Genomic DNA, 19,412 nt, shown 5'->3' on the forward strand with positions numbered 1-19,412 from the left:
TCCGTAACGGATCAACGGTTCGGGACGTTCACGGAATGACGATTCGTCGGCAAGGTTCCGATATGCCGGAAATATCGTCAGGGCCCTACGCCGGCTCGAACGTCGTCCGCCGCACCAGCACCCGGGCGTGCGCGCCGTCCATCGGGTGCGCGAACAGGTACCCCTGCCCGAGCGGGCAGCCCATGGCGGCGAGCAGGTCGCGCTGGTCGGGGTGTTCGATGCCTTCGGCGATGACCTGGACGCCGAGGGTGTCGGCGATCCGGGTGATGCCCTCGACCAGGGCGTACTGCTGGGCGGAGAGGCCGAGTCCGTCGATGAAGGACTTGTCGATCTTCAGCAGGGAGATCGGGAACTCGCGCAGGTACGACAGCGAGGAGTAGCCGGTGCCGAAGTCGTCGATCGCGAGGCCGATGCCGAGTTCGCCGAGGGTGGCCATGTCGGCGCGCAGCCGGTCGTCGCGGCGCATGAGGACGGATTCGGTGAGTTCCAGGACGAGGGTGCGCGGGTCGATGCCGGAGGTGTCGATGGCGTGGCGGACCACGTCGACGAAGCCGGCGTCGCGGAACTGGCGGGCGGAGACGTTGACGTTGACGCGCAGCGGGGGGCGGCCGGTGGCGGTGCGGGCGGCGGAGCTGGCGGCGTGCCAGGCGGCGGCCTCCTCGGCGGCGCGTTCGAGGACCCAGGCGCCGAGCGGGACGATCTGGCCGCTCTCCTCGGCGAGGGAGATGAACTCGTCGGGCAGCACCATGCCGCGCCGGTCGTGCGGCCAGCGGACGAGGGCCTCGAAGGCCACCAGGTCGCCCGTGCGCAGGTCGACGATCGGCTGGTAGTACAGCTGGAAGGCGGATTCGGCGATGGCGGAGTCCAGGTTCTCGTTCATCTCGTGCCGTTCCACCATCCCGGCCTGCAGGGCGGGCTGGTAGTGGCACCACTGGCGGCGGCCGGCCGCCTTCGCGGAGTAGAGCGCGAGGTCGGCGTGGGCGAGCAGTTCGGCGGAGTCCACGCTGTCCTCGGTGGTGGACACCCCGATGCTGGCGCTGACCCGGACGGCGCCCGCGCTGAGCTTGAACGGTTCGGCGAAGACCGCGAGCACGCCGGCCGCGAGGGTGTCCACGTCGGTCGGGCAGGACGCGTCCTCGACCAGGACGGCGAACTCGTCGCCGCCGAGCCGGGCGGCGGTGTCCGAGCTGCGCAGCGCGGTGGAGATCCGCAGCGAGACGGCGACCAGCAGTTCGTCGCCGACCGCGTGGCCCTGGGTGTCGTTGACCACCTTGAAGTCGTCCAGGTCGATGAACAGCACTCCGGTGACGGCCCCGCTGCGTTCGCCGCGGGAGAGCGCGTGGCCGACCCGGTCCTGGAACAGCACCCGGTTGGCGAGGCCGGTCAGCGAGTCGTGGAAGGCCCGGTGGGTCAGCTCGCGCTCCATCTGGCGCTGCTCGGTCACGTCGCGCAGGGTGAGCACCAGGCCGCCGACCGTCGGGTCGTCGCGCAGGTCGGTGTAGCGCACCTCGGCCTCGATCGGGGTGCGGTCCTGGCGCAGCAGCCGCCAGTGCTCGCGCGGCTGGTCGCCGCGGGGCGGCTCGCCGGAGCCGCGCATCCGGGCCAGCGCCGTGCCGACCTCCCGGCTGTCCTCGGGCGGGACGAGGTCGGTCAGCAGGGTGCCGTCCAGGTCGGGGCGGCCCAGCACGCGCTCGGCGGAGGAGGAGGCGTAGCGGATGCCGTCGTCGGCGTCGAGGATCAGGATGACGTCGCTGGCGTTCTGCACCAGGGTGCGGAAGTACAGCTCGCTGTTGCGCCGGGTGATCTCCTGGCTCAGCACCTGGCGTTCGACGGCCAGGGCCGCCTGGGCGGCCAGGATCTCCAGCGAGCCCCAGAGGCTGGTCAGCTCCTGTTCGGTGCCGGTGACCACGAGCGCGCCGATCAGCGGGTCGCCGGAGGGGCGTTCGGCCAGCGTGAGCGGGCAGACCAGGGCGGCGGGCATGTCGCCGAGGTGGGTGGGCAGCTCGTCGGAGCCGACGGGCAGCAGGCGGGTCTCGCGGTGGGCGGCGAGGCGGGCGAGGGCCTCGTGCTGGGCCTGCTCCGGGGCCCGGCCGGCGCCGTCGCGGCCGACGTCCTCGCCACGGTTGTCGCGGCCGCCCGCCTTGCTGTTGCCGGCCCGGCGGACGTGCAGCACCCCCGACTCGGTGACCGCGAGCAGCGCGACGTGCCCCCGCTCGGCGGGCATCAGGGTGGAGGCGGCGGACTGGACGGCGTCGGCGACCTCCGCCACCGTGACCGCCGCGGTCAGCCGGGCGCCCGCCTCGCGCAGCGCCCGTTCCCGGGCCACCGCCTGGCGGCGGGCGACCACCACGACGGCCAGCCGGGCCAGCACCAGCAGGTAGAGCAGCGCGGAGAAGGCGCCGATCACGCCCGCGTTGCTGGTGTTGCCGGCCAGCGACTCGATGATCAGGATGCCGGGCGCGATCAGCGAGGCCAGGGTCAGCAGCGCGAGCCGGGTGGCGGAGAGGTCCGGCTGCTGGGTGGGGACGGGTCTGGTCAGCTCGACCATCGACGGGTGCAGCGCGGCCGCGCCCCAGGCGGTGTAGAAGGCGGCCCAGCCGAGCTCGACGCCGGTGCCGATCCGCCAGGTGCCGTGCAGCTGGATCAGCCCGTAGAGGACGTCGGAGGTGAGCAGGCCGAGGGCGCCGACGGTGAGCAGTTGCAGCGAGCGGGAGTTGCCGCCGCGCGGGGTCAACAGCCGTAGCAGCAGGGCGAGGACGACGACGTCGCCGAGCGGGTAGGCGATCGAGACGGCCTTCTGGATCCAGCTGAGGTCCGGGTTCCGGGCGTACGGGAGGATCAGGTAGATCCAGACCAGCAGGGCCAGGCCGAGGGTGATGATCAGGGCGTCCAACAGCCCGGCGCGGTCCTGGCGGGCGGTGCGCCAGCGGATGAAGCCGAGCAGGCCGACCGCGTACAGCAGGAACTCGGCGAGGTAGAAGCCGTCGGCGACGGACGGGAACGGGTTGTTCAGGTGCAGGATGTCGAGCTGCAGGGCCTGGATCGCCTCGCCCGTGGTGAAGCTGAGGTTGGCCAGCGCCAGCACGTACCAGAACAGCGGGTGGCGGGGCCGGTTGAGCCGGACGCCGACCACCACGGCGGCGACGCCGCCGAGGCCCATGCCCGTCCACCAGACGATCCGCAGCCCGGGGTCGGCGAAGTAGATGCCGGTGAACAGCACCATCCAGAGCAGGTAACAGACCATCAGGCGTTGTCGCCGGCGAGTCAACGAGGCTACCTCCTCCGCGACACCACCCCGCCGTTCGGGCGGGGGAGTTCGGGCGAGGGCGGGTCTTGCGGACGGGTCCTCGGGGGCCGGTCGGCCCACGGGGGAGCGGCGTCCGGCGGGCTGTGCGACGGACGTTGTCGGTGTGCCCTGAGTGCGTATAGTCGGAATTGTCGCACCTCCCAGCATTCTGCCGCTTCAGCACGAGGTCAAGCCGGTGGACGACGCAGCCGACAGCGCACGGGGCGTACGCCCGGATGTGAACTCCGGACGTCACGCCGTGGTACGGAACGACGACGGCCAGTACGCGCTCTGGCCTGGGGACTTGACCCTGCCCGGCGGGTGGCGGCAAGTCTACGGCCCGGACGGGCGGGCGCAGTGCCGGGCCTGGGTGGAGCGGAACGGGCGGGCCGCACCGGAGCGCGCCGCCCGCGCCGCCCGGGCCGGGTTCGCGGACACCGCGCACGGGCTGTTCCGCGCCCGGGCCGCGCACGACCCGGAGGCGGTCGCCGTGGTGGGGGAGGAGGCCACGCTGAGCTACCGCGAGCTGGACGCGCGCAGCGACCGGCTGGCGGCCGCGCTGCGGGCCCGGGGGGTGGGGCCGGAGCAGGTGGTGCCGGTCTGCCTGGGGCGCGGGGTGGAGCTGGTGGTGGCCTGGCTGGGGGTGCTCAAGGCGGGCGGGGCGTTTCTGCCGCTGGATCCGGCGCATCCGCAGCGGCGGCTGGCCGGGCTGGTGGCGGACTCCGGGGCGCGGGTGGCGGTCACGGACGGTAACGGGTTCGACGGGGTGGAGCGGGTGGGGCCGGACGACGCTGCTCCGGACGAGGTCACCCCGGACCAGGCCACCCCCGATGACCTCGCGTACCTGATCTACACCTCCGGCACCACCGGCCGCCCCAAGGGCGTCCCGGTCACCCACCGTTCGCTGGTGTTCACCCTGGACCGGGTGGTCCACGCCTACGGCCTCGCCCCCGGCGAGCGGGTGCTCCAGCTGGCCGCGCTCGGCGCCGACACCGCGCTGGAGCAGGTGTTCTCCGCGCTGCTCACCGGGGCGACGGTGGTGCTCGGCGGCCGCGACACCTGGGCGCCGACCGAGCTGGTCCGGCGGCTGCCCGGGCTCGGCCTGGCCGTCGCCGACTTCACGCCCGCGTACTGGCACCACGTGCTCGACCTGCTGCCGCCCGGCGGCCCGGCCCCGGCCGGGCTGCGGCTGGTGGTGGTCGGCGGGGACGTGGTGCACGCCGACGACTGCCTGGCCTGCGCGGAGCGGCTGCCCGGGGTGCGGCTGCTCAACGCGTACGGGGTGACGGAGGCGGCCGTCACCTCCCTGCACTGCGAGGTCACCCCGGAGCTGCTGGACTCCCCGGCCGCGCCGGTGCCGATCGGACGCCCGCTGCCGGGGGTGCGGGTGCACGTGCTGGACGGGCGGCTGCGCCCGGTGCGGCCCGGTGAGCGGGGCGAGATCCACCTGGGCGGGCCGGGCCTCGCCCGGGGCTACTGGGAGCAGCCCGGGCTCACCGCCGAGTCGTTCCCGCCCGATCCGTACGCGCCGCTGCCCGGCGAGCGGATGTACCGCACCGGCGACGCCGGACGCTGGCGGGCCGACGGGCAGCTGGAGATCCTCGGGCGCTTCGACGACCAGGTGAAGGTGCGTGGGCACCGGGTCGACCCGGCCGAGGTCGAGGCGGTGCTGGCCGCCCACCCGGCGGTGCGGCAGGCCCGGGTCGCGGCCGACGGCAGCGCGCCGGACGGCAGCCGCCTGCTCACCGCGTACTACACGCTCGGCGACCGGGCGGTGCGGCCGGAGGGGCTGCGGGCGTTCCTCGCGGAGCGGCTGCCGGAGTACCTCGTCCCGGCGGAGTTCGTCGCGCTGGAGGCGATGCCGCTCACGGCGGCCGGGAAGATCGACCGGCGGTCGCTGCCGGACGCCCCGGTCCGGGCCGACGCCGCCCCGGCCGCAGCCGAACCCGGTGCGGTGGAACCCGGGGCGGCGGAACCGAGCGCGGTCGAGGACGCCGTCGGCCACCTCTGGGCGGAGCTGCTCGGCGCCGAACCCGTCGGTCCCGACGGCGACTTCTTCGCCCTCGGCGGCACCTCGCTGCTCGCCATGGAGATGCTCGCCCGGGCCCGGATGATGTTCGGCCTGGACGTCGGCCACGTCCGCACCCTCACCCGGGCGCTGCTGCGCTCGCCCGTGCTGCGCGACTTCACGGCCGCCCTCCAGGCCGCCCGCACCGGTGCCGGCCCCGGCGCCGCCGCCTCGGCCGACACCGCCGTCGACTGGTACGCCGAGGCCCGACTCACCCACGCCGTCAGGCAGTCCTGGAGCCCCGCGCCCTCCCGGGCCGAACCCGCCGAGATCCTGCTCACCGGCGCCACCGGATTCTGCGGCGCCCACCTGCTGCACGAGCTGCTCGCCACCACCCACGCCCGTATCCACTGCCTGGTCCGCGCGCCCGACCAGGAGCACGCCCTGGAGCGGCTACGCGCCACCCAGCAGCGCTTCCTGCGCCACGACCTGGCGGACGCCCGGGTGGTGCCGCTGGTCGGCGACCTGGCCGCCGAGCGGCTCGGCCTGACGGAGCGTCAGTTCGACTGGCTGGCCGACCACCTGGACGCGGTGTACCACCTCGGCGGCCAGGTCAACTTCCTCTACCCGTACCACCAGCTGCGCGCGCCCAACGTCGGCGGCACCCGGGAGGTGGTCCGGCTCGCCGGGCACAGCCGGGGCGTGCCCGTGCACTACGTCTCCACCCTCGCGGTGCTGGCCGGCTTCGGCGCGGCCGGCGTCCGCGAGGTCACCGAACGCACCCCGCTCGCCCACCCCGAACGGCTCGGCGTCGGCTACGTGGAGAGCAAGTGGGTCGCCGAACAGCTGCTGCACAACGCGGCGGCGGGCGGACTACCGGTCACCGTGCTGCGCACCAACGACGTCACCGGGGACCTCGCCACCGGGGTGATGAACACCGGCACCGAACTCTGCGCGCTGATCAAGTACTTCGCCGACAGCGGCAGCTGCCCGGACGTCCGGCTGCCGCTGGACTTCGTCCCGGCCGACCGCTTCGCCCGGGCGCTCGCCCACATCGCCGCGCACGCGCCCGCCGACGGCGAGGTCTACCACCTCACCTCGCCGAACCCGGCCGGGCTCCCCGACCTCGCCGACCGGCTCCGGGCGCGCGGCCACCGGATCGCCGAACTCCCGTACCGGCACTGGGTGCAGCGGCTGGTCCGGTTCGCCGCCGGGCACCCGACCCACCCGATCACGCCGTTCGTCCCGCTGTTCGTCGACCGGGCGCCGGACTCCCGGCTGTCCATCAGCGAACTGTACTTCCAGCCGGTGTTCCCCCGGTTCGACCGGCTCAACGCGGAGGCGGCACTGGAGGGCAGCGGCATCGAACTGCCGGACGTGGACGCCGGGTTGCTGGACCTCTACCTGGCGCGATTGGCCGACGAGGGGTTCCTGTGACCCGCACCGTGCCCGACGTCGACGCCCTCGACCTCCGACACGCCCCGGGGGACGGGCCGGTGGCCTTCGGTGGCGTGCTCGGCCCGCGGCAGCTGCTGGCGGCCTACCGGCGCGGACTCTTCCCGCTGCCCGCCGCCGACGAGTACGCGGCCGCCTACAACGAGGCGCTGCACGGAGACGCCGTCGAGGCCGGCGAGGTGGCCCTGCTGCCCGGCGGGGCGGACCCGTACGCCCTGGCGTGGTGGTCGCCCGACCCGCGGCCGGTGCTGCGCCCCGGGGCCGTCCGGCTGCCCCGCCGGCTCGCCCGGCGGCTGCGCGGCGCCGTGGAGTGGTGGACGACCGCCGACCGGGCCTTCGACGCGGTCCTCACGGCCTGCGCCGAGGGACGTCAACCCGCCTGGCTGACCGAGGAGTTACGGGCGGTGCTGATCGAGCTGCACGGGCTCGGCGCGGCGCACAGCGTCGAGGTGTGGGAGGGGGAGGGGGAGGACGAGGAGCTGATCGGCGGGGTCTTCGGCGTGGCGGTCGGCCCGGCGCTGAGCCTGGACTCGATGTTCCACCGGCGCCCGGACGCCGCCCGGATCGCCGTCGCCGACCTCGGGGCCCGGTTCGGTGCCGCGGGCGGGCGACTGCTCGACGCCCAGTGGGACGGGCCGTACGTGCGCAGCCTCGGCGCGGAGCCGACGGAGCGCGCCCGCTACCTCGCCGAGCTCGCCGGGCCCCCCGCGGCGGGTACACTGCCGGACGGTCGACTGCCTGCCGCGCGGCTGGTCTGACCTGCGGCTCATGGTCGGCCCGGCGGCCCGTTGGCCTGTCTTCGACAAACTTATTCCTCGTCAGTAACATGACGCCGCGTGTTCAAACCCTCGATAGGCCGGGCCGCGCCCGCAGCCCTGCTCACCCTCATCCTCGCCGGAACGGCCGCGTGCGGGCCCACCGGCTCCGGCAGCACCCCGCAGGCCGCCGTCGGAGCGGCCGCAGCCACCGGCACCGCCGACACCGGCGCCACCACCGCCGGGGGCAGCCCGGCGGGCGGCGCCGCCGCCTCCGGCGCCCCCCGCGCCCGGGCCGGCACCCCGGCCGCCGGCCGGCCGACCGCGACCTCGGGCACCGGCAACGTCACGGTGGCGCCGGCGGACGACAAGCAGGCCGCCATCGGCAGCCCCGGCAAGGACGGCGGCGCGGTCACGGCCGCGACCAAGGCGCTCCAGCTCACCGCGTACGACCCGGGGAAGGGCACGGCCGTGCTCACCTCCTCCGGTGCGACGGCCGCGCCGAGCGCCGCGCCGAGTTCCTCGTCCACCGCTACGCCGATTGCTTCGCCGACCGCCTCGGCGACCGCTTCGGCGACCGCCTCGGCGACCGCTTCGCCGGGCACGAGCGCGAGCGCGGCCCCCTCGGCTTCCGCCACCGCCACCGCCACCGCTGCCGCCGCGGCCGTGCAGCCCGGCCAGCTGATCGCCAGCCCGCCCACCGCCGCCGCCCCGCAGGGCGCCCTGGTCGCCGTCACCGGCGCCACCCCGGGCGCGGGCAACACCGTCAACCTGACCACTCGCCCGGCCACCCTGTCCGAACTCCTCGGCGGCACCGAGGCGGACGGCCAGGTGCCGATCGACGTGCACGGCATCCAGGTCACCCCGCTGGTCAAGGACCTCAAGGCGACCGCCGGCATCGACGGCAACGGCGTGAAGGCCGACGCCTCCGGCACCCTGGGGATCGACGTCAAGGCCCCGATCCCGCTGCCCGCGGGCGCGAGCCTGGACGCCTCCGGCTCCCTCCAGCTGCACCCGGCCGTCCACTTCGCCTACCACGGCGCGCAGGCCACCAGCCCGCGCACCGCCTCGGTCGGCTTCGACCTGGGCGCCCAGGCGCACTGGAAGGTCACCGGCGACGTCGCCCGCAACACCGGCGCGGCGCCGATCCGGGTCCCCTTCGCCAAGCTGCAGGCCAGCCCGGTGCTGACCGTCGCCGGCCTGCCCGTCGTCGTCAACCTCGGCCTCACCTGCTACCTGGAGGTCAGCGCCGACGGCCAGGTCCACCTGGAGACCGAGCAGGACGCCACCGGCACCTGGGCCGTGCGCGCCGATTACACCGGCGGCAAGGGCTGGACCCCGGTCACCAGCGCCGACACCAAGGTCTCCCCGGTGCACGTCCGCCTCAACGGCAAGGCGTCCGTGCGCGCCGCCCTCGGCGTCGAGGCCAGCGTCGGCCTGTACGACACCGTCGGCGTCGAGGCCACCGTCGCCCCCTACCTCAGCGCCAAGGCCGACGGCTCCCTCGCCGTCGACCTTCCCGGCAACGGGCCCGAGCTGAAGGGCAGTTGGGCCCTCGTCGGCGGAGTCGACCTGACCGGCGCGCTGACCGCCCACCTCAAGATCTTCGGCACCCCGTTGTTCGAGAAGAGCCTCCCCTTCCCGCCCTTCCACAAGGAGTGGCCGCTGCTGACCGGCTCGGCCACCCTGCCGGCCGTGAAGCCCAGCAGCAGCTGACGCGCCGCCGACCGTCGAAGACCCCCGGCCGACCCGCTCGGCCGGGGGTCTTCGGGTTCCTCACCCGAGCGGGAGCACGTCGACGGCCTGCGGGCCCTTGGGGCCCTCCACCACCTGGTACTCGACCCGCTCGCCCTCCGTCAGGGTCCGGTACCCGACCCCGATGATGCTCGAGTAGTGCACGAAGACGTCCGGGCCGGGGATGTCCGGGGTGATGAAGCCGAACCCCTTCTCGGCGTTGAACCACTTCACGGTGCCCAGGTTGATCAGCGCCCGCTGACTCCGCACGGCCACCACGGGCCCCGCCCACCCGGGGCGGATCAGGGGGAGTCGGGCGTCGGGTCGTCAGACTCCGGTCATGGTGAACGTGCCCGTGCCGTTCGGCTGGCCGCTGGCGTACTGGCGGATCAACTCACCGTCCGCGTAGCGGTCGTAGCTCATCATGGAGCCGGTGTACTTGTTCTGGATGCCGACCTTCGAGCTGCCGGGCACGTCGCGGTAGACGTAGAACCGCTGGAGGTCGTCCTCCCCGCAGTTGGCCGTGGTCAGGTAGGCCTGCTCCTGGTCGGCGATGCCTGCCGGGATGGTCGCGCAGCCGCCGTTGCCCCAGTTCCAGAGGGTCGCCTCGAGGATCCCGTTGTTCTCCGTCACGTTGCACAGGCGCCAGTTGTCCAGGTGGGCGCTGAAGAAGGTGGACTCGCGCAGGCGGACGCCGTCGTTGGCGAGGAGCGGAGCGCTCCAGTTCAGGACCCTGCCGGGGACGTCGATCCGGTAGGCGCCGGGCGTGCAGTCGAGGGCGAGGGCCCGCGCGGCGACCCCGGGGGCCTTGGGCTGGTCGGCGGACGCGTCACCGGCCGCGGCCTGGACCGGTGCGGAGCGGTCCCGCTCCTGCTCCGCCGTCGGCGCCACCGCACCCGCCGGGTGCGCGGCCTTCGCGGCGGCGGAGCCGCAGGCGAGGAGGTCCTGCGCCCTGGCCATGATGCTGTCTGCGGGGACCTTGTCCTGGCAGCGCACCACGCCTTCCTCGAGGGTGGTGTAGGTGGTGAAGTTGCCGTTGCGGGGCCCCTCGACCCACTTCAACGCCCAGCTGCCGTCGCCCTGTTGGGCGCGGTTGCAGTAGAGGCTCCCGTACGTGCCGGTGACCTTCTTGGTGCCCTTGTAGGCGCCGTAGTAGCCGGGCTGGTTGAAGTTCCACGTCAGCGAGTTGGACTCGGTGCTGGTGGAGGTGAAGTCGACCTTGACGTTCAGTCCCAGGCTGACGCCGACGCTGGTGAGGGCGTCGATGCCGAACTTGCCCTCGGCGTTGCCGGTCAGGCCGACGGAGACCGCGATGACGGTCTGGGTGCTGGTGCTCACGGTCTGGGTGCCGGTCGTGCCGGCGGTGACGTACCAGCCCTTGAAGTGGGTGATGGTCGGGGTGACCTCGGTGGTCTTGATGTACGGGCGGCGGGTGCCGAGGTCGACCGTCGTACAACTGTCGCCGGGTCGGAGTGCCGTCGCCGCGGTGGACGCGGTGGTGGGCGCCGCGGCGGCCGGTGGGGCTGCGAGGCCGATGGCGGTCGCCGCGACGGCGGCCGCCGTGGCCGTCACGGCTGTGAGTGATGCGCGGATGCGGCTGACGGGTCCTGCGGGACGCATCATTATTCGTTTCCCCCTGGTCGTGTATATGACAGGTCAAGGGCGAATGTAATGAGCGCATCGACCACGGAGGGATGGTTCGGGGTCGAAACTGGCCACAAATCACCGGGGAGGGGCCTGTTCCGCCCTGACGGCGGTGAGGAGTGGGAAGTCGGCCGGTCCGACTTCCCACTCCTGTCGTCGTCCCGGACGGCTCAGTCGGCGGCGCGGGCGCTCTGGGCGGCCTGGTAGAGCGGTTTCGTGATCGCGGAGGTGAACTGCGGGCCGACCAGGTGCCGGGTGCACGAGGCGGTGCCGCGCTCGCAGACCTGGCCCGAGGAGTCGAAGAAGGCGCCTTGGGTGTTGTCGCCCACGACGGTGCCGATCCCGGAGGACGGGTCGAAGTCGGCGATGCGGGGACCGCCGCTGGAGCCGCCGCCCATGACGCAGGGGGCGCCCCACTGGCCCCGGGGCTCCGGGTGGTCCTTGGTGCCGGGGTACTCGCGGGTCTGCCCGGCGCACTCGGCGAGCCTCGCCCCGATGAACTCGGGCAGGCCCGCGCGCGAGGGATCGCCCGAGGACTCCCGCGGATAGCCGAACTGGTGGACCGCAGCGTTGCCCGGCCGGTCGAAGCCGATGCGCTGGGCCGCACCGACGGCGTCCTGCACGCGCTTGCCCGCGGCGTTGCTGTTCAGGACCAGGAACGCCTGGTCGTACGCGTCGAACTTCAGGCCGTTCTGCTGGTCGTTGAGGAGCCAGGTGGCGTCGGCGACCCCGGCGCGGGCGACGAACTTGCCGTACGGCGCGAGGCCGTCGTGGTAGCCCGGGACGAACATCTCGTTCGACAGCCACTCGTTGTTGTCACCGAGGAGGTCGGTGCTGTTGACGCAGTGCGCCGCGGTGACGACGGTGCTGCGGTTCGCGCTGTTGACGACGGTAGCGGTGCAGCTCTCGTCCTCACCGTGGTTGGTGAAGAAGAGCCTGCCCACTGTTCTGCTCAGGGTGTCGGACCCGGTCCACGGACCGCCGTCGGGGCCGCTCTTGGGCGGGTTGCCGGAGGACGGCTGGGTCAGGGCGGCGATCCGTTCCGGGGTCCAGTAGTCCAGGACGGCCTGCTGCTGGGTGGCCGTGACCGCCGACGGGTGGACGGCGACCCGGCTCGTGGCGGTGCGGTCCACCGGGCTGGCGCCGGCGCCAGCGCCGGCGTCGGCGGAGGCGGGCGCCGCCAGCGCGAGCCCCGCGGCCAACGCGACTGTCGTCAGGGCGAGGTGAGTGCGCGCCCGGTTCCTGGTCCGGCCATGTGTGGGTGACATGGACGGCACTGTAGGAACGGGAGGTCAGGTTCATGTCTGAAGGGCGTTTCATCCGTTCATCGATCACGTCATGTTCCGGTCGAGAGCGTCTCGTTCGTGTATCGGCGGTCGTCGGCTCCGGGGCGGATATCCCCTACTCTTCCTCCATGCTGTCTGTGGTGGTGGCCCCCTGGGAGGGCCAGGCGGAGCCCGTCTTCCTGCGCGCGCCGGACGAACTGCACGACGCCGCGAGCACGATGAAGGTCGCGGTGCTGGCGGCGCTGGCCCGCGGCGGGGTGGACCTCGATGCCGAGGTGCCGGTGGTGAACCGCTTCGAGTCCGTGGTGGGCGGGGAGTTCGGCAACGATCCCGACTGGGACAGCGATCCGCTGCCCTGGGAGCTGCTGGGCACCCACGTGCCGCTGCGGCTGCTGGCCGAGCGGATGATCACCCACTCCTCCAACCTGGCCACCAACCTCTGCCTGGCCCGCACCGACCAGCGGACGGTGGCCGAGGTGTGGCGCCGGGCGGGGGCCACCCGCAGCTCCAGCCCGCGCGGGATCGAGGACTACGCGGCGCGCGCGGCGGGCGTGCACAACCGGGTGAGCGCCCGCGACCTCGTCCGCCTGCTGCACTCGCTCGCCGACGAGCCGGAGTTGCTGGCCCTGCTCGAACGCAACGACTTCCGGGTGGACCTGGCGGCCGGCCTCCCGCCGGGGATCCGGATCGCGTTCAAGAACGGCTGGGTGCCCGGCGCCCGGCACTGCGTCGGCCTGGTCCACCCGTACGACTGCCCGCCGTACCTGATCGCCGTCTGCTACACCGGCCCGCTCGCCGACGGCAGCGACCGCACCGACCCGGCGGCCCGGCTGCTGGCCCGGGTCTCGCGGGCGGTGTGGCAGCGGCGCCGGGAGATCACTCGTTGATCGCGGGCATCGGCGCGCCGTCCGGGTTCCAGGCGGCCAGGAAGTCGGGTTGCCGGGCGAAGTCGACGAGTTCGACGTGCGCGCCGATGCTGTCGACGCGGTGGTAGACGAAGGGGCGTCCGTAGGGGCAGCCGGAGAAGGCCTCCGGGAAGCCCGCGCCGCTGAGCCGGGCCGCGCCCGCCGTGACGTCGGAGGACCAGAAGCCGAGGTGGTGGAAGCGGGCGGTGGCGGTGTCGCCCCAGGGGCCGCCGCTCGGGGCTTCGATCAGCTCGATGTAGGGGGCGTCGCCGGTGGTGAAGACGATCCGGTAGTCCCAGTCGCCGATCCGCCCGTTGGCCGGTTCCCGCCACCGCACTCCGGCGGCGGTGGTGAGGTCGGCCATGGCCGCGTCGAGGTCGGGCACGGTGAAGCAGACGTGGTAGAAGCCGGTCATGATCACCAGCCTGCTACGGACCCCGCGCGGGCGCAACTCCCGCGCGGGGTACGGAGGCAGCGTCCGGAGAGGCAACCGGGGACGGCATCCGGACACGGTGTCCGGAAGAAGCGGACTCAGTACGGCTTGACGAGCACGTGGGCGGCGCCCGGGATGCCGATCTTGAGCAGCTCGTCCTCCTCCGGGGTGGTCGGCGTGCCGGTCTCCTGCTTGAGGACGGCGCGGGAGAGCGACTGGACCCACATGGCGCGCGGGCGGCGGCGCTCCTCCCAGGCGGTGAGGGCGGCCGGGACGTCGGCCGCCGTGTCGAGGCTCTCGGCGAGGACGAGGGCGTCCTCGACCGCCATCGCGGCGCCCTGGGCGAGGTGCGGGGTGGAGGCGTGGGCGGCGTCGCCGGCGAGGACGATCCGGCCGACGTGCCAGGGCTCCTCGACGGTGACCTGGGAGATCCGGGAGTGGACCACGGCGGTCGGGTCGGTGACCTGGGCGAGGGCCTCGGCGATCGGGCCGCCGAAGCCGGCCAGCCGCTCCCGGAGCTGCTCGTGGGCGCGCTCCGGGTCCGGGCGGAAGTCCTCGGCCTCGGCGAACACCGAGCCCAGGTACATGAGTTCCTCGCTGATCGGGGTGAGCAGCGCCTTGGCCTTCAGGTTGCCGGCGGACATCACCACGCCCTTGACCTCGGGCGAACGCGGCAGCGTGACGCGCCAGTTGGCGAAGCCGGTGTACTCGGGGGCGTACCGGTCGCCGTACAGGTGCCGGCGCAGCGGGGAGCCGATGCCGTCGAAGCCGACGACCAGGTCGTAGCGGCCGCCGTGGCCGTCGGTGAGGGTGACGTTGACCCCGGTGCCGTCGTCCGCCACCGAGGCGATGGTGGTGCCGAAGCGGACGTCGGCGCCGGCCGAGGTGGCGGCGGCGGCCAGCACCCGGGCCAGGGCGGGGCGCGGGATGCCGTTGTTGGAGGGGGCGTCGCCCATCCGGGGCTGGGGGATCTGCGCGAGGGTGGTGCCGGCCGGGTCGCAGATGGTCAGCACCTCCCACTCGAAGCCGACGGCGAGGCACTCGTCGAGCACGCCGATCTCGCGCATCACGTGCAGGGCGTTGGACGGCTGGATGATGCCGACGCCGAGGGCCTCCAGCTCGTCGCGCAGCTCGGCGACCTCGACGTGGTGGCCGCGCCGGGCGAGGGCGGTGGCGAGGGTGAGGCCGCCGATGCCGCCGCCGTGGACGAGGACGCGCAGGGGTGTGGTCATGGGGTGACTCCGGTACGGGGGAAGGGGCTCAGCCGACGGGGGCGGCGGCGAGGTCCATCAGGTGGTCGACCAGGGCGAGCAGCAGGTCGCGGCCGAAGCCGCGCTCGCGCACGTCGCCGATCAGCATCGGGACCTGCGGGTCGAGGTCGAGGGCGGCCCGGATCTCCTCCGGGGTGCGGGTGTTGTGGTTGTGGAAGCAGTTGATGGCGACCACGAAGGGGATGCCCCGGCTCTCGAAGAAGTCGATCGAGGCGAAGCTGGTGTCGAGCCGCCGGGTGTCGGCGATGACGATGCCGCCGAGGGCGCCGTTGACCAGGTCGTTCCACATGAACCAGAAACGTTCCTGCCCGGGCGTGCCGAACAGGTACAGCACCAGCTCGGGGCTGACGGTGATCCGGCCGAAGTCGAGGGCGACGGTGGTGGTGTCCTTCTGGTCGACGCCGTCCAGGTCGTCGACGCCGACGCTGGCCGTGGTCAGGTACTCCTCGGTGCGCAGCGGGGCGACCTCGCTGACCGCGCCGACCAGGGTGGTCTTGCCGACGCCGAAGCCGCCCGCGACCAGGATCTTGACCGCGGCGGGGGCGGCCGCGGGGGCGGGGGAGTGGGTGGTGGGGGAGTGGGTGGCGGAGTGGGGCGTTGCCATGTTCAGAGTCTCCGGAGTCCTTCGCGTACGGCCGTGAGGAGGCCGAGGTCCACGCCCCCGGCGGCGCGGGCCACCGCGAGCGGTGCCCGGGCCTTCAGCAGGCCCTGGGCGACGAGGTCGGCCAGGAGGATCTTGGTGACCGAGACCGGGAGGTCCAGGCCGGCCGCGACCTCGGCGACGGCGGCCGGGCGGCGGCAGCGGTCGAGGATCAGCCGGTGCTCGGGCTGGAGGCCGCGGGCACCGGCGCGGCTGCCCCGCGCCAGGGCCGCCTCGGCCTCGTCCTCGGCCGTGGTGAGCACGGTGATGAGGGTGAGGTCGTCGCGCTCGGGCGCGGTCCGGCCGCGGGTGATGGTGTACGGGCGGACCATGACGCCGGTCTCGTCCTCGGCGTACGGCTCCTCCAGCTCGCTCCAGTGCGGCGTCCGGCCGTGGGCCCGGGCGTCCTCCTCGCCGGGGTGCGGCCCCACCCCGGTCAGCCCCGGTCCCGGGAGGCGAAGACGTCGAAGGACGCGGGGGCGCCCTCGGCACGGACCGGGGTGGTGAGCTTCTGGCCGACCTGCTGGACCAGGGTGTGCATGGCGACGGACATCACCTCGGCGTCGACCTCCTGGGAGGCGACCACGGCCAGGTGGGTGCCCTGGGCGGCGGCGATGACGAACAGCCAGCACTCGGCGAGCTCGACGATCACCTGGTGCACCGGGCCGCCGTCGAAGAGCTGGCCGACGCCCCGGGCGAGCGACTGCTGGCCGGTGGCCACGGCGGCGAGGCGCTCGGCGTCGGCGCGCTCGATGGTGCGGGAGTGGCTGACCACGAGGCCGTCGTCGGAGAGCAGGACGGCGTTGCGGGTCCCGGGCACCGAGTCGACGAGCCCGTCCAGCAGCCAGTCCAGGTCCTGGTGGGTGGCGGTCGTGCGGTTCATGGCTGGTCATCCGTTCGTGTGGTTCGGGGTTCCGCGGCCGGCGGGGCCCAGGGGGAGGGCGCGGACGCGGAGGCGGGGGGACCGGCGGGCGGGTCGGGGGGAGCCGGCGTGGTGGGGCGGGCGGGCAGCGGGTGTTCGCCGCTGTCCTGGGCGCGGGCGGCGCGGGACTGGCGCTGGAAGGCCCCGATGGTGGCGCCGGAGCGGCGGACGGGGCGCTCGGCCCGCTCGGGCTGTTCGACGCGGTCCGCCTGGTGCGGCGGGGCACCGGCGGGCTGTCCGGCGGCCGGGTCGACCCACTCCTGCCGGGTCGGCGGCGGCACCCGCAGCTCAGCGGCCAGGCTGGCCTGGCGGACGCGCTGGGGCAGCGGCGGCTGGCCGCCCTCGACCTGGCTCACCGGCACGGCGGAGGGGTATTCGCGGGTGCGGCGCCGCTCGGCCAGCCGGTAGTGGTCGGCCGGGCGGTACTGCTCGTCGGCGTACGGGGCCTCGGCCTCGGTGACCCGGGCGTAGGCGATGTCCGGGTAGACGATGTCCGGGTAGGCGGGGGCCTCCGGCGCGGGGGTGGGGCCGCCGGCGGGCTGCGGCTCGGCCGGGGCGACCGGGGCGACCGCGTAGGCCGGGGCCGGGTCGGCGGGGGAGCTGTGCTGGATCGGCTGCTCCGGGAGCGCGGGCTGCTGGAGCGTGGGGGGTGAGAACGCCGGTTCCGGGAACGTCCGTTCCGGGAACGCCGGTTCCGGGACGGCCGGCTCCTGGAAGGCCGGTTCCTGGAAGGCCGCGGCGACGCACTGCACCGGCGCACCGGCCCCGCCCGCCGTGCCGACCCCACCCGCCCCGCCGACCACGCCCGCCTCGCCCGGCAGCTGCCCGAAGGCGTCCACCGGCGCGACCGGCGGCCCGACCGTGACCGCCGCCGGCGCCGCCTCGTCGGAGGCGGAGCGCACCGCCCGGCGGGAGCGCCGGACCAGCGGGATGGGCTCGACGGGGGCGGCGTCCGGGAGTCCGGCGTCGCCGTCGATGACGAGTTCGTCCGGGATGAGCACGACCACCCGGGTGCCGCCGAAGGCGGACGGCCGGAACTCGATCCGGAGTCCGGTGAGCGAGGCGAGCCGGGCGACGACGTGGAAGCCGAGCCGGATGTCGTCGGCCCGGGCGAGCACGTCGGTGCGCGGCGGGCGGCTCATCAGCTCGTTGGCGGCGTCGTACTGTTCCGGGTCCATGCCGAGGCCGCGGTCCTCGATCTCGACCGCGAGGCCGCGGCCGACCATGGCGGCCCGGACCTCGACCGGGGTGGGCGGCTTGGAGAAGGTGGTGGCGTTCTCCATCAGCTCGGCGAGCACGTGGGCGACCGGCCCGACGGCCCGTTCGGAGAGCCACGGGTGGCCCTCGACGTCGATCATGATGCGGCGGTAGTCCTGCACCTCGCCCTGGGCGGAGCGCAGCACGTCCAGCAGCGGGACGGGCTTGCGCCAGCGCCGCTGGGGCTGGCCGCCGGCCATGATGACGAGGTTCTCTTCGTAGCGGCGCAGGCGGGCGGTGAGGTGGTCGAGGTCGAACAGGCCCTCCAGGACCTCCGGGTCCTCGTGCTTGCGCTCCAGTTCGTCGAGCTTGCGCAGCTGGCGGCCGATCAGCAGCTGGGTGCGGCGGGCGATGCGCTGGAGGAGGCGTTCGAAGCCGCGGTGCTGCTCGGCCTGCCGGACGGCGGCCTCCAGGGCGGAGGCGCGGGCCAGGTTGAGGGCCTGGCCGAGGCGGGCGAGCTCGTCGGTGCCGTGGTCGCCGGTGGTGACGGCGCGGCTCTCGGCCTCGGCGTCGACCTGTTCGCCGCGGCCGAGGCGGTCGACCACCTCGGGCAGGGTGCGCTCCATGTCCTCGGCCTGGGTGTGGAGTTCCTTGATCCGGCGGCGCAGCGAGCGGCTGATCCGCCAGGAGGCGATGACGACCGCGATGACGGTGATCAGGCCGACGACGGCGGTCAGCACGACGCGGGTGAGCAGGCCGAGGATGGTCCCCTTGCCGACCTCGACGATGGCGCTGGTGCGGGCCTCGATGGCCTTGACCAGCTGGGGGTTGAGCTGGTCGACGGCCTGGCGCCACTGGTCCTGGGCGGCGGGCAGTCTGACGGTGCCGTTGGCGTCGGCGGCGGTGGGCCGGGTGAGCTGCTGCTCGACGGCGGTCTTGGCCTGCCAGGCGGGGCTGTTCATCAGCTCGTGCCAGGCGGCCGCCTCGCCGTCCGGGACGTACGGGATGACCTGGACGGTGAACAGGTGGTCCTGGGCGCCGATCAGCTGCTGGAGCTGCTGGTAGTCGGCGGTGCTGATCCGGCCGCTGGGCCAGCCGCGGGCCAGGACGGCGTCCTCGCGGGCGAGCATCTCCTTGGCCCAGAAGGAGTTGACCAGGGTCTTGGACACCCAGGTGACCTCGCCCGCGTCGACGTGGCTGAGCGCGGTGAACAGCCGCAGGTCGACGGCGATGAGGTCGGTGTAGTAGGTGAAGACGGCCTGCTGGTCGAGGGCGCCCTTGTCGACGGCGGCCCGTTCCTCGGCCAGCTTGCCCATGGCCTGCCGGGCTTCGGCGACGGCGGTGCGGACGTCGTCGGGGGCGTTGTCGGCGGTCTCGCCGGACAGGGTCTGGAACTGGCGCACCGCGTCGTCGGTCAGCTGCCGCTGGTGGCGCAGCTGGTCGGTGTTGCCGCCGGGCCGGGCGAGCGCCTCGGCGCTGAGCCGGCGCTCCTCCTGGAGGTTGTAGTAGACGATGTTGGACGGCTGGCCGGCCTTCTGGGCGAGCATGCCCTGGGCGGCCTGGCGTTGGAAGTCGAAGACGGTCTCACCGCTGGTCACCGCCCAGAGCGCGACCAGGGCGAGGCTGGGGACGACGGCCAGGACGAGCAGCGCCGTCCGCAGGGACAGGCGTGGACGCCTGCGGGGGGTCTTCGGCGTCTGGGGCCGCCGATTCGCACGCGCGCGCAGAGCAGACTCCTTGGGGCTGGCGGCCGGCCGGTGAGGGGCGGGCCGTCCGGGCACGGGCTTTCACGGGCTTCTTGTTACGGGCTTTTTGACGAAGCGATACTAGTCATATCGTGTGATTGGAGTGAAAGCCCGTTCGCTACCTGAGTGGG

General features: G+C 74.0%; 14 protein-coding genes. 4 read left to right on the forward strand and 10 right to left on the reverse strand.

Features of this window, described 5'->3' with window-relative positions; all coding sequences use genetic code 11:
* Positions 1–85: 85 nt before the first annotated feature.
* The gene (locus tag ACFVXG_RS03940) at positions 86–3,268 is read right to left on the reverse strand and encodes a putative bifunctional diguanylate cyclase/phosphodiesterase (RefSeq protein WP_387924054.1); all 3,183 of its coding nucleotides are present in this window, start codon (positions 3,266–3,268) and stop codon (positions 86–88) included.
* A gap of 214 nt (positions 3,269–3,482) precedes the next feature.
* Here ACFVXG_RS03940 and ACFVXG_RS03945 point away from each other — a divergent pair, with 214 nt between their 5' ends.
* The 3 genes from ACFVXG_RS03945 to ACFVXG_RS03955 all read left to right on the forward strand — a co-directional run bounded on the left by ACFVXG_RS03945 (position 3,483) and on the right by ACFVXG_RS03955 (position 9,220).
* The gene (locus ACFVXG_RS03945; RefSeq protein ID WP_387924056.1) at positions 3,483–6,731 is read left to right on the forward strand and encodes an amino acid adenylation domain-containing protein; all 3,249 of its coding nucleotides are present in this window, start codon (positions 3,483–3,485) and stop codon (positions 6,729–6,731) included.
* A complete protein-coding gene (locus ACFVXG_RS03950; RefSeq protein WP_387924058.1) occupies positions 6,728–7,507 on the forward strand; it encodes a leucyl/phenylalanyl-tRNA--protein transferase in 780 nt (259 codons plus the stop codon). The genes ACFVXG_RS03945 and ACFVXG_RS03950 overlap by 4 nt, the downstream gene beginning before the upstream one ends.
* A 78-nt stretch (positions 7,508–7,585) precedes the next feature.
* Positions 7,586–9,220, forward strand: a complete 1,635-nt coding sequence (locus tag ACFVXG_RS03955) for a hypothetical protein (RefSeq protein WP_387924060.1) — start codon at positions 7,586–7,588, stop codon at positions 9,218–9,220.
* A gap of 60 nt (positions 9,221–9,280) precedes the next feature.
* On the opposite strand, the gene ACFVXG_RS03960 is transcribed toward ACFVXG_RS03955, so the two are convergent.
* The 3 genes from ACFVXG_RS03960 to ACFVXG_RS03970 form a co-directional block, all read right to left on the reverse strand.
* A complete protein-coding gene (locus ACFVXG_RS03960) occupies positions 9,281–9,487 on the reverse strand; it encodes a cold-shock protein (RefSeq protein ID WP_387924852.1) in 207 nt (68 codons plus the stop codon).
* 78 nt (positions 9,488–9,565) lie between these two features.
* Entirely contained in the window at positions 9,566–10,858 is a 1,293-nt protein-coding gene (locus ACFVXG_RS03965; protein WP_387924062.1) for a hypothetical protein, read from the reverse strand.
* 194 nt (positions 10,859–11,052) lie between these two features.
* Positions 11,053–12,150, reverse strand: a complete 1,098-nt coding sequence (locus ACFVXG_RS03970; protein ID WP_387924064.1) for a trypsin-like serine peptidase — start codon at positions 12,148–12,150, stop codon at positions 11,053–11,055.
* Positions 12,151–12,296: 146 nt separating this feature from the next.
* On the opposite strand from ACFVXG_RS03970, the gene ACFVXG_RS03975 reads away from it, so the two are divergent.
* Positions 12,297–13,055, forward strand: coding sequence for a serine hydrolase (locus ACFVXG_RS03975; protein ID WP_387924065.1), 759 nt, complete (start codon positions 12,297–12,299; stop codon positions 13,053–13,055).
* On the opposite strand, the gene ACFVXG_RS03980 is transcribed toward ACFVXG_RS03975, so the two are convergent.
* The 6 genes from ACFVXG_RS03980 to ACFVXG_RS04005 all read right to left on the reverse strand — a co-directional run bounded on the left by ACFVXG_RS03980 (position 13,045) and on the right by ACFVXG_RS04005 (position 19,317).
* Positions 13,045–13,488: a VOC family protein gene (locus ACFVXG_RS03980; protein ID WP_387924067.1), complete on the reverse strand. Its 444-nt coding sequence runs from the start codon at positions 13,486–13,488 to the stop codon at positions 13,045–13,047. The two genes, ACFVXG_RS03975 and ACFVXG_RS03980, sit on opposite strands and share 11 nt — an antisense overlap.
* A gap of 116 nt (positions 13,489–13,604) precedes the next feature.
* Positions 13,605–14,738 carry an FAD-dependent monooxygenase gene (locus ACFVXG_RS03985; protein ID WP_387924069.1) on the reverse strand — a complete coding sequence of 378 codons (1,134 nt, stop codon included), beginning with the start codon at positions 14,736–14,738 and terminating at the stop codon, positions 13,605–13,607.
* 28 nt (positions 14,739–14,766) lie between these two features.
* Complete coding sequence (locus ACFVXG_RS03990; protein WP_387924071.1) at positions 14,767–15,381, reverse strand: ATP/GTP-binding protein; 615 nt, start codon at positions 15,379–15,381, stop codon at positions 14,767–14,769.
* Positions 15,382–15,383: 2 nt separating this feature from the next.
* Complete coding sequence (locus tag ACFVXG_RS03995; RefSeq protein ID WP_387924854.1) at positions 15,384–15,749, reverse strand: DUF742 domain-containing protein; 366 nt, start codon at positions 15,747–15,749, stop codon at positions 15,384–15,386.
* A gap of 104 nt (positions 15,750–15,853) precedes the next feature.
* Positions 15,854–16,300, reverse strand: coding sequence for a roadblock/LC7 domain-containing protein (locus ACFVXG_RS04000; RefSeq protein WP_387924073.1), 447 nt, complete (start codon positions 16,298–16,300; stop codon positions 15,854–15,856).
* Positions 16,297–19,317 carry a nitrate- and nitrite sensing domain-containing protein gene (locus ACFVXG_RS04005; RefSeq protein WP_387924075.1) on the reverse strand — a complete coding sequence of 1,007 codons (3,021 nt, stop codon included), beginning with the start codon at positions 19,315–19,317 and terminating at the stop codon, positions 16,297–16,299. The genes ACFVXG_RS04000 and ACFVXG_RS04005 overlap by 4 nt, the downstream gene beginning before the upstream one ends.
* Positions 19,318–19,412: the final 95 nt, after the last annotated feature.

Source organism: Kitasatospora sp. NPDC058162, assembly GCF_042884005.1.
In the GTDB taxonomy this organism is placed as follows: Bacteria; Actinomycetota; Actinomycetes; order Streptomycetales; family Streptomycetaceae; genus Kitasatospora.

Coding starts and splice junctions, on each gene's coding strand:
- ACFVXG_RS03965 (WP_387924062.1), bottom strand. CDS start 10,858: ATGCGTCCCGCAGGACCCGTCAGCCGCATCCGCGCATCACTCACAGCC.
- ACFVXG_RS03970 (WP_387924064.1), bottom strand. CDS start 12,150: ATGTCACCCACACATGGCCGGACCAGGAACCGGGCGCGCACTCACCTC.
- ACFVXG_RS03975 (WP_387924065.1), top strand. CDS start 12,297: ATGCTGTCTGTGGTGGTGGCCCCCTGGGAGGGCCAGGCGGAGCCCGTC.
- ACFVXG_RS03980 (WP_387924067.1), bottom strand. CDS start 13,488: ATGACCGGCTTCTACCACGTCTGCTTCACCGTGCCCGACCTCGACGCG.
- ACFVXG_RS03985 (WP_387924069.1), bottom strand. CDS start 14,738: ATGACCACACCCCTGCGCGTCCTCGTCCACGGCGGCGGCATCGGCGGC.
- ACFVXG_RS03990 (WP_387924071.1), bottom strand. CDS start 15,381: ATGGCAACGCCCCACTCCGCCACCCACTCCCCCACCACCCACTCCCCC.
- ACFVXG_RS03995 (WP_387924854.1), bottom strand. CDS start 15,749: ATGGTCCGCCCGTACACCATCACCCGCGGCCGGACCGCGCCCGAGCGC.
- ACFVXG_RS04000 (WP_387924073.1), bottom strand. CDS start 16,300: ATGAACCGCACGACCGCCACCCACCAGGACCTGGACTGGCTGCTGGAC.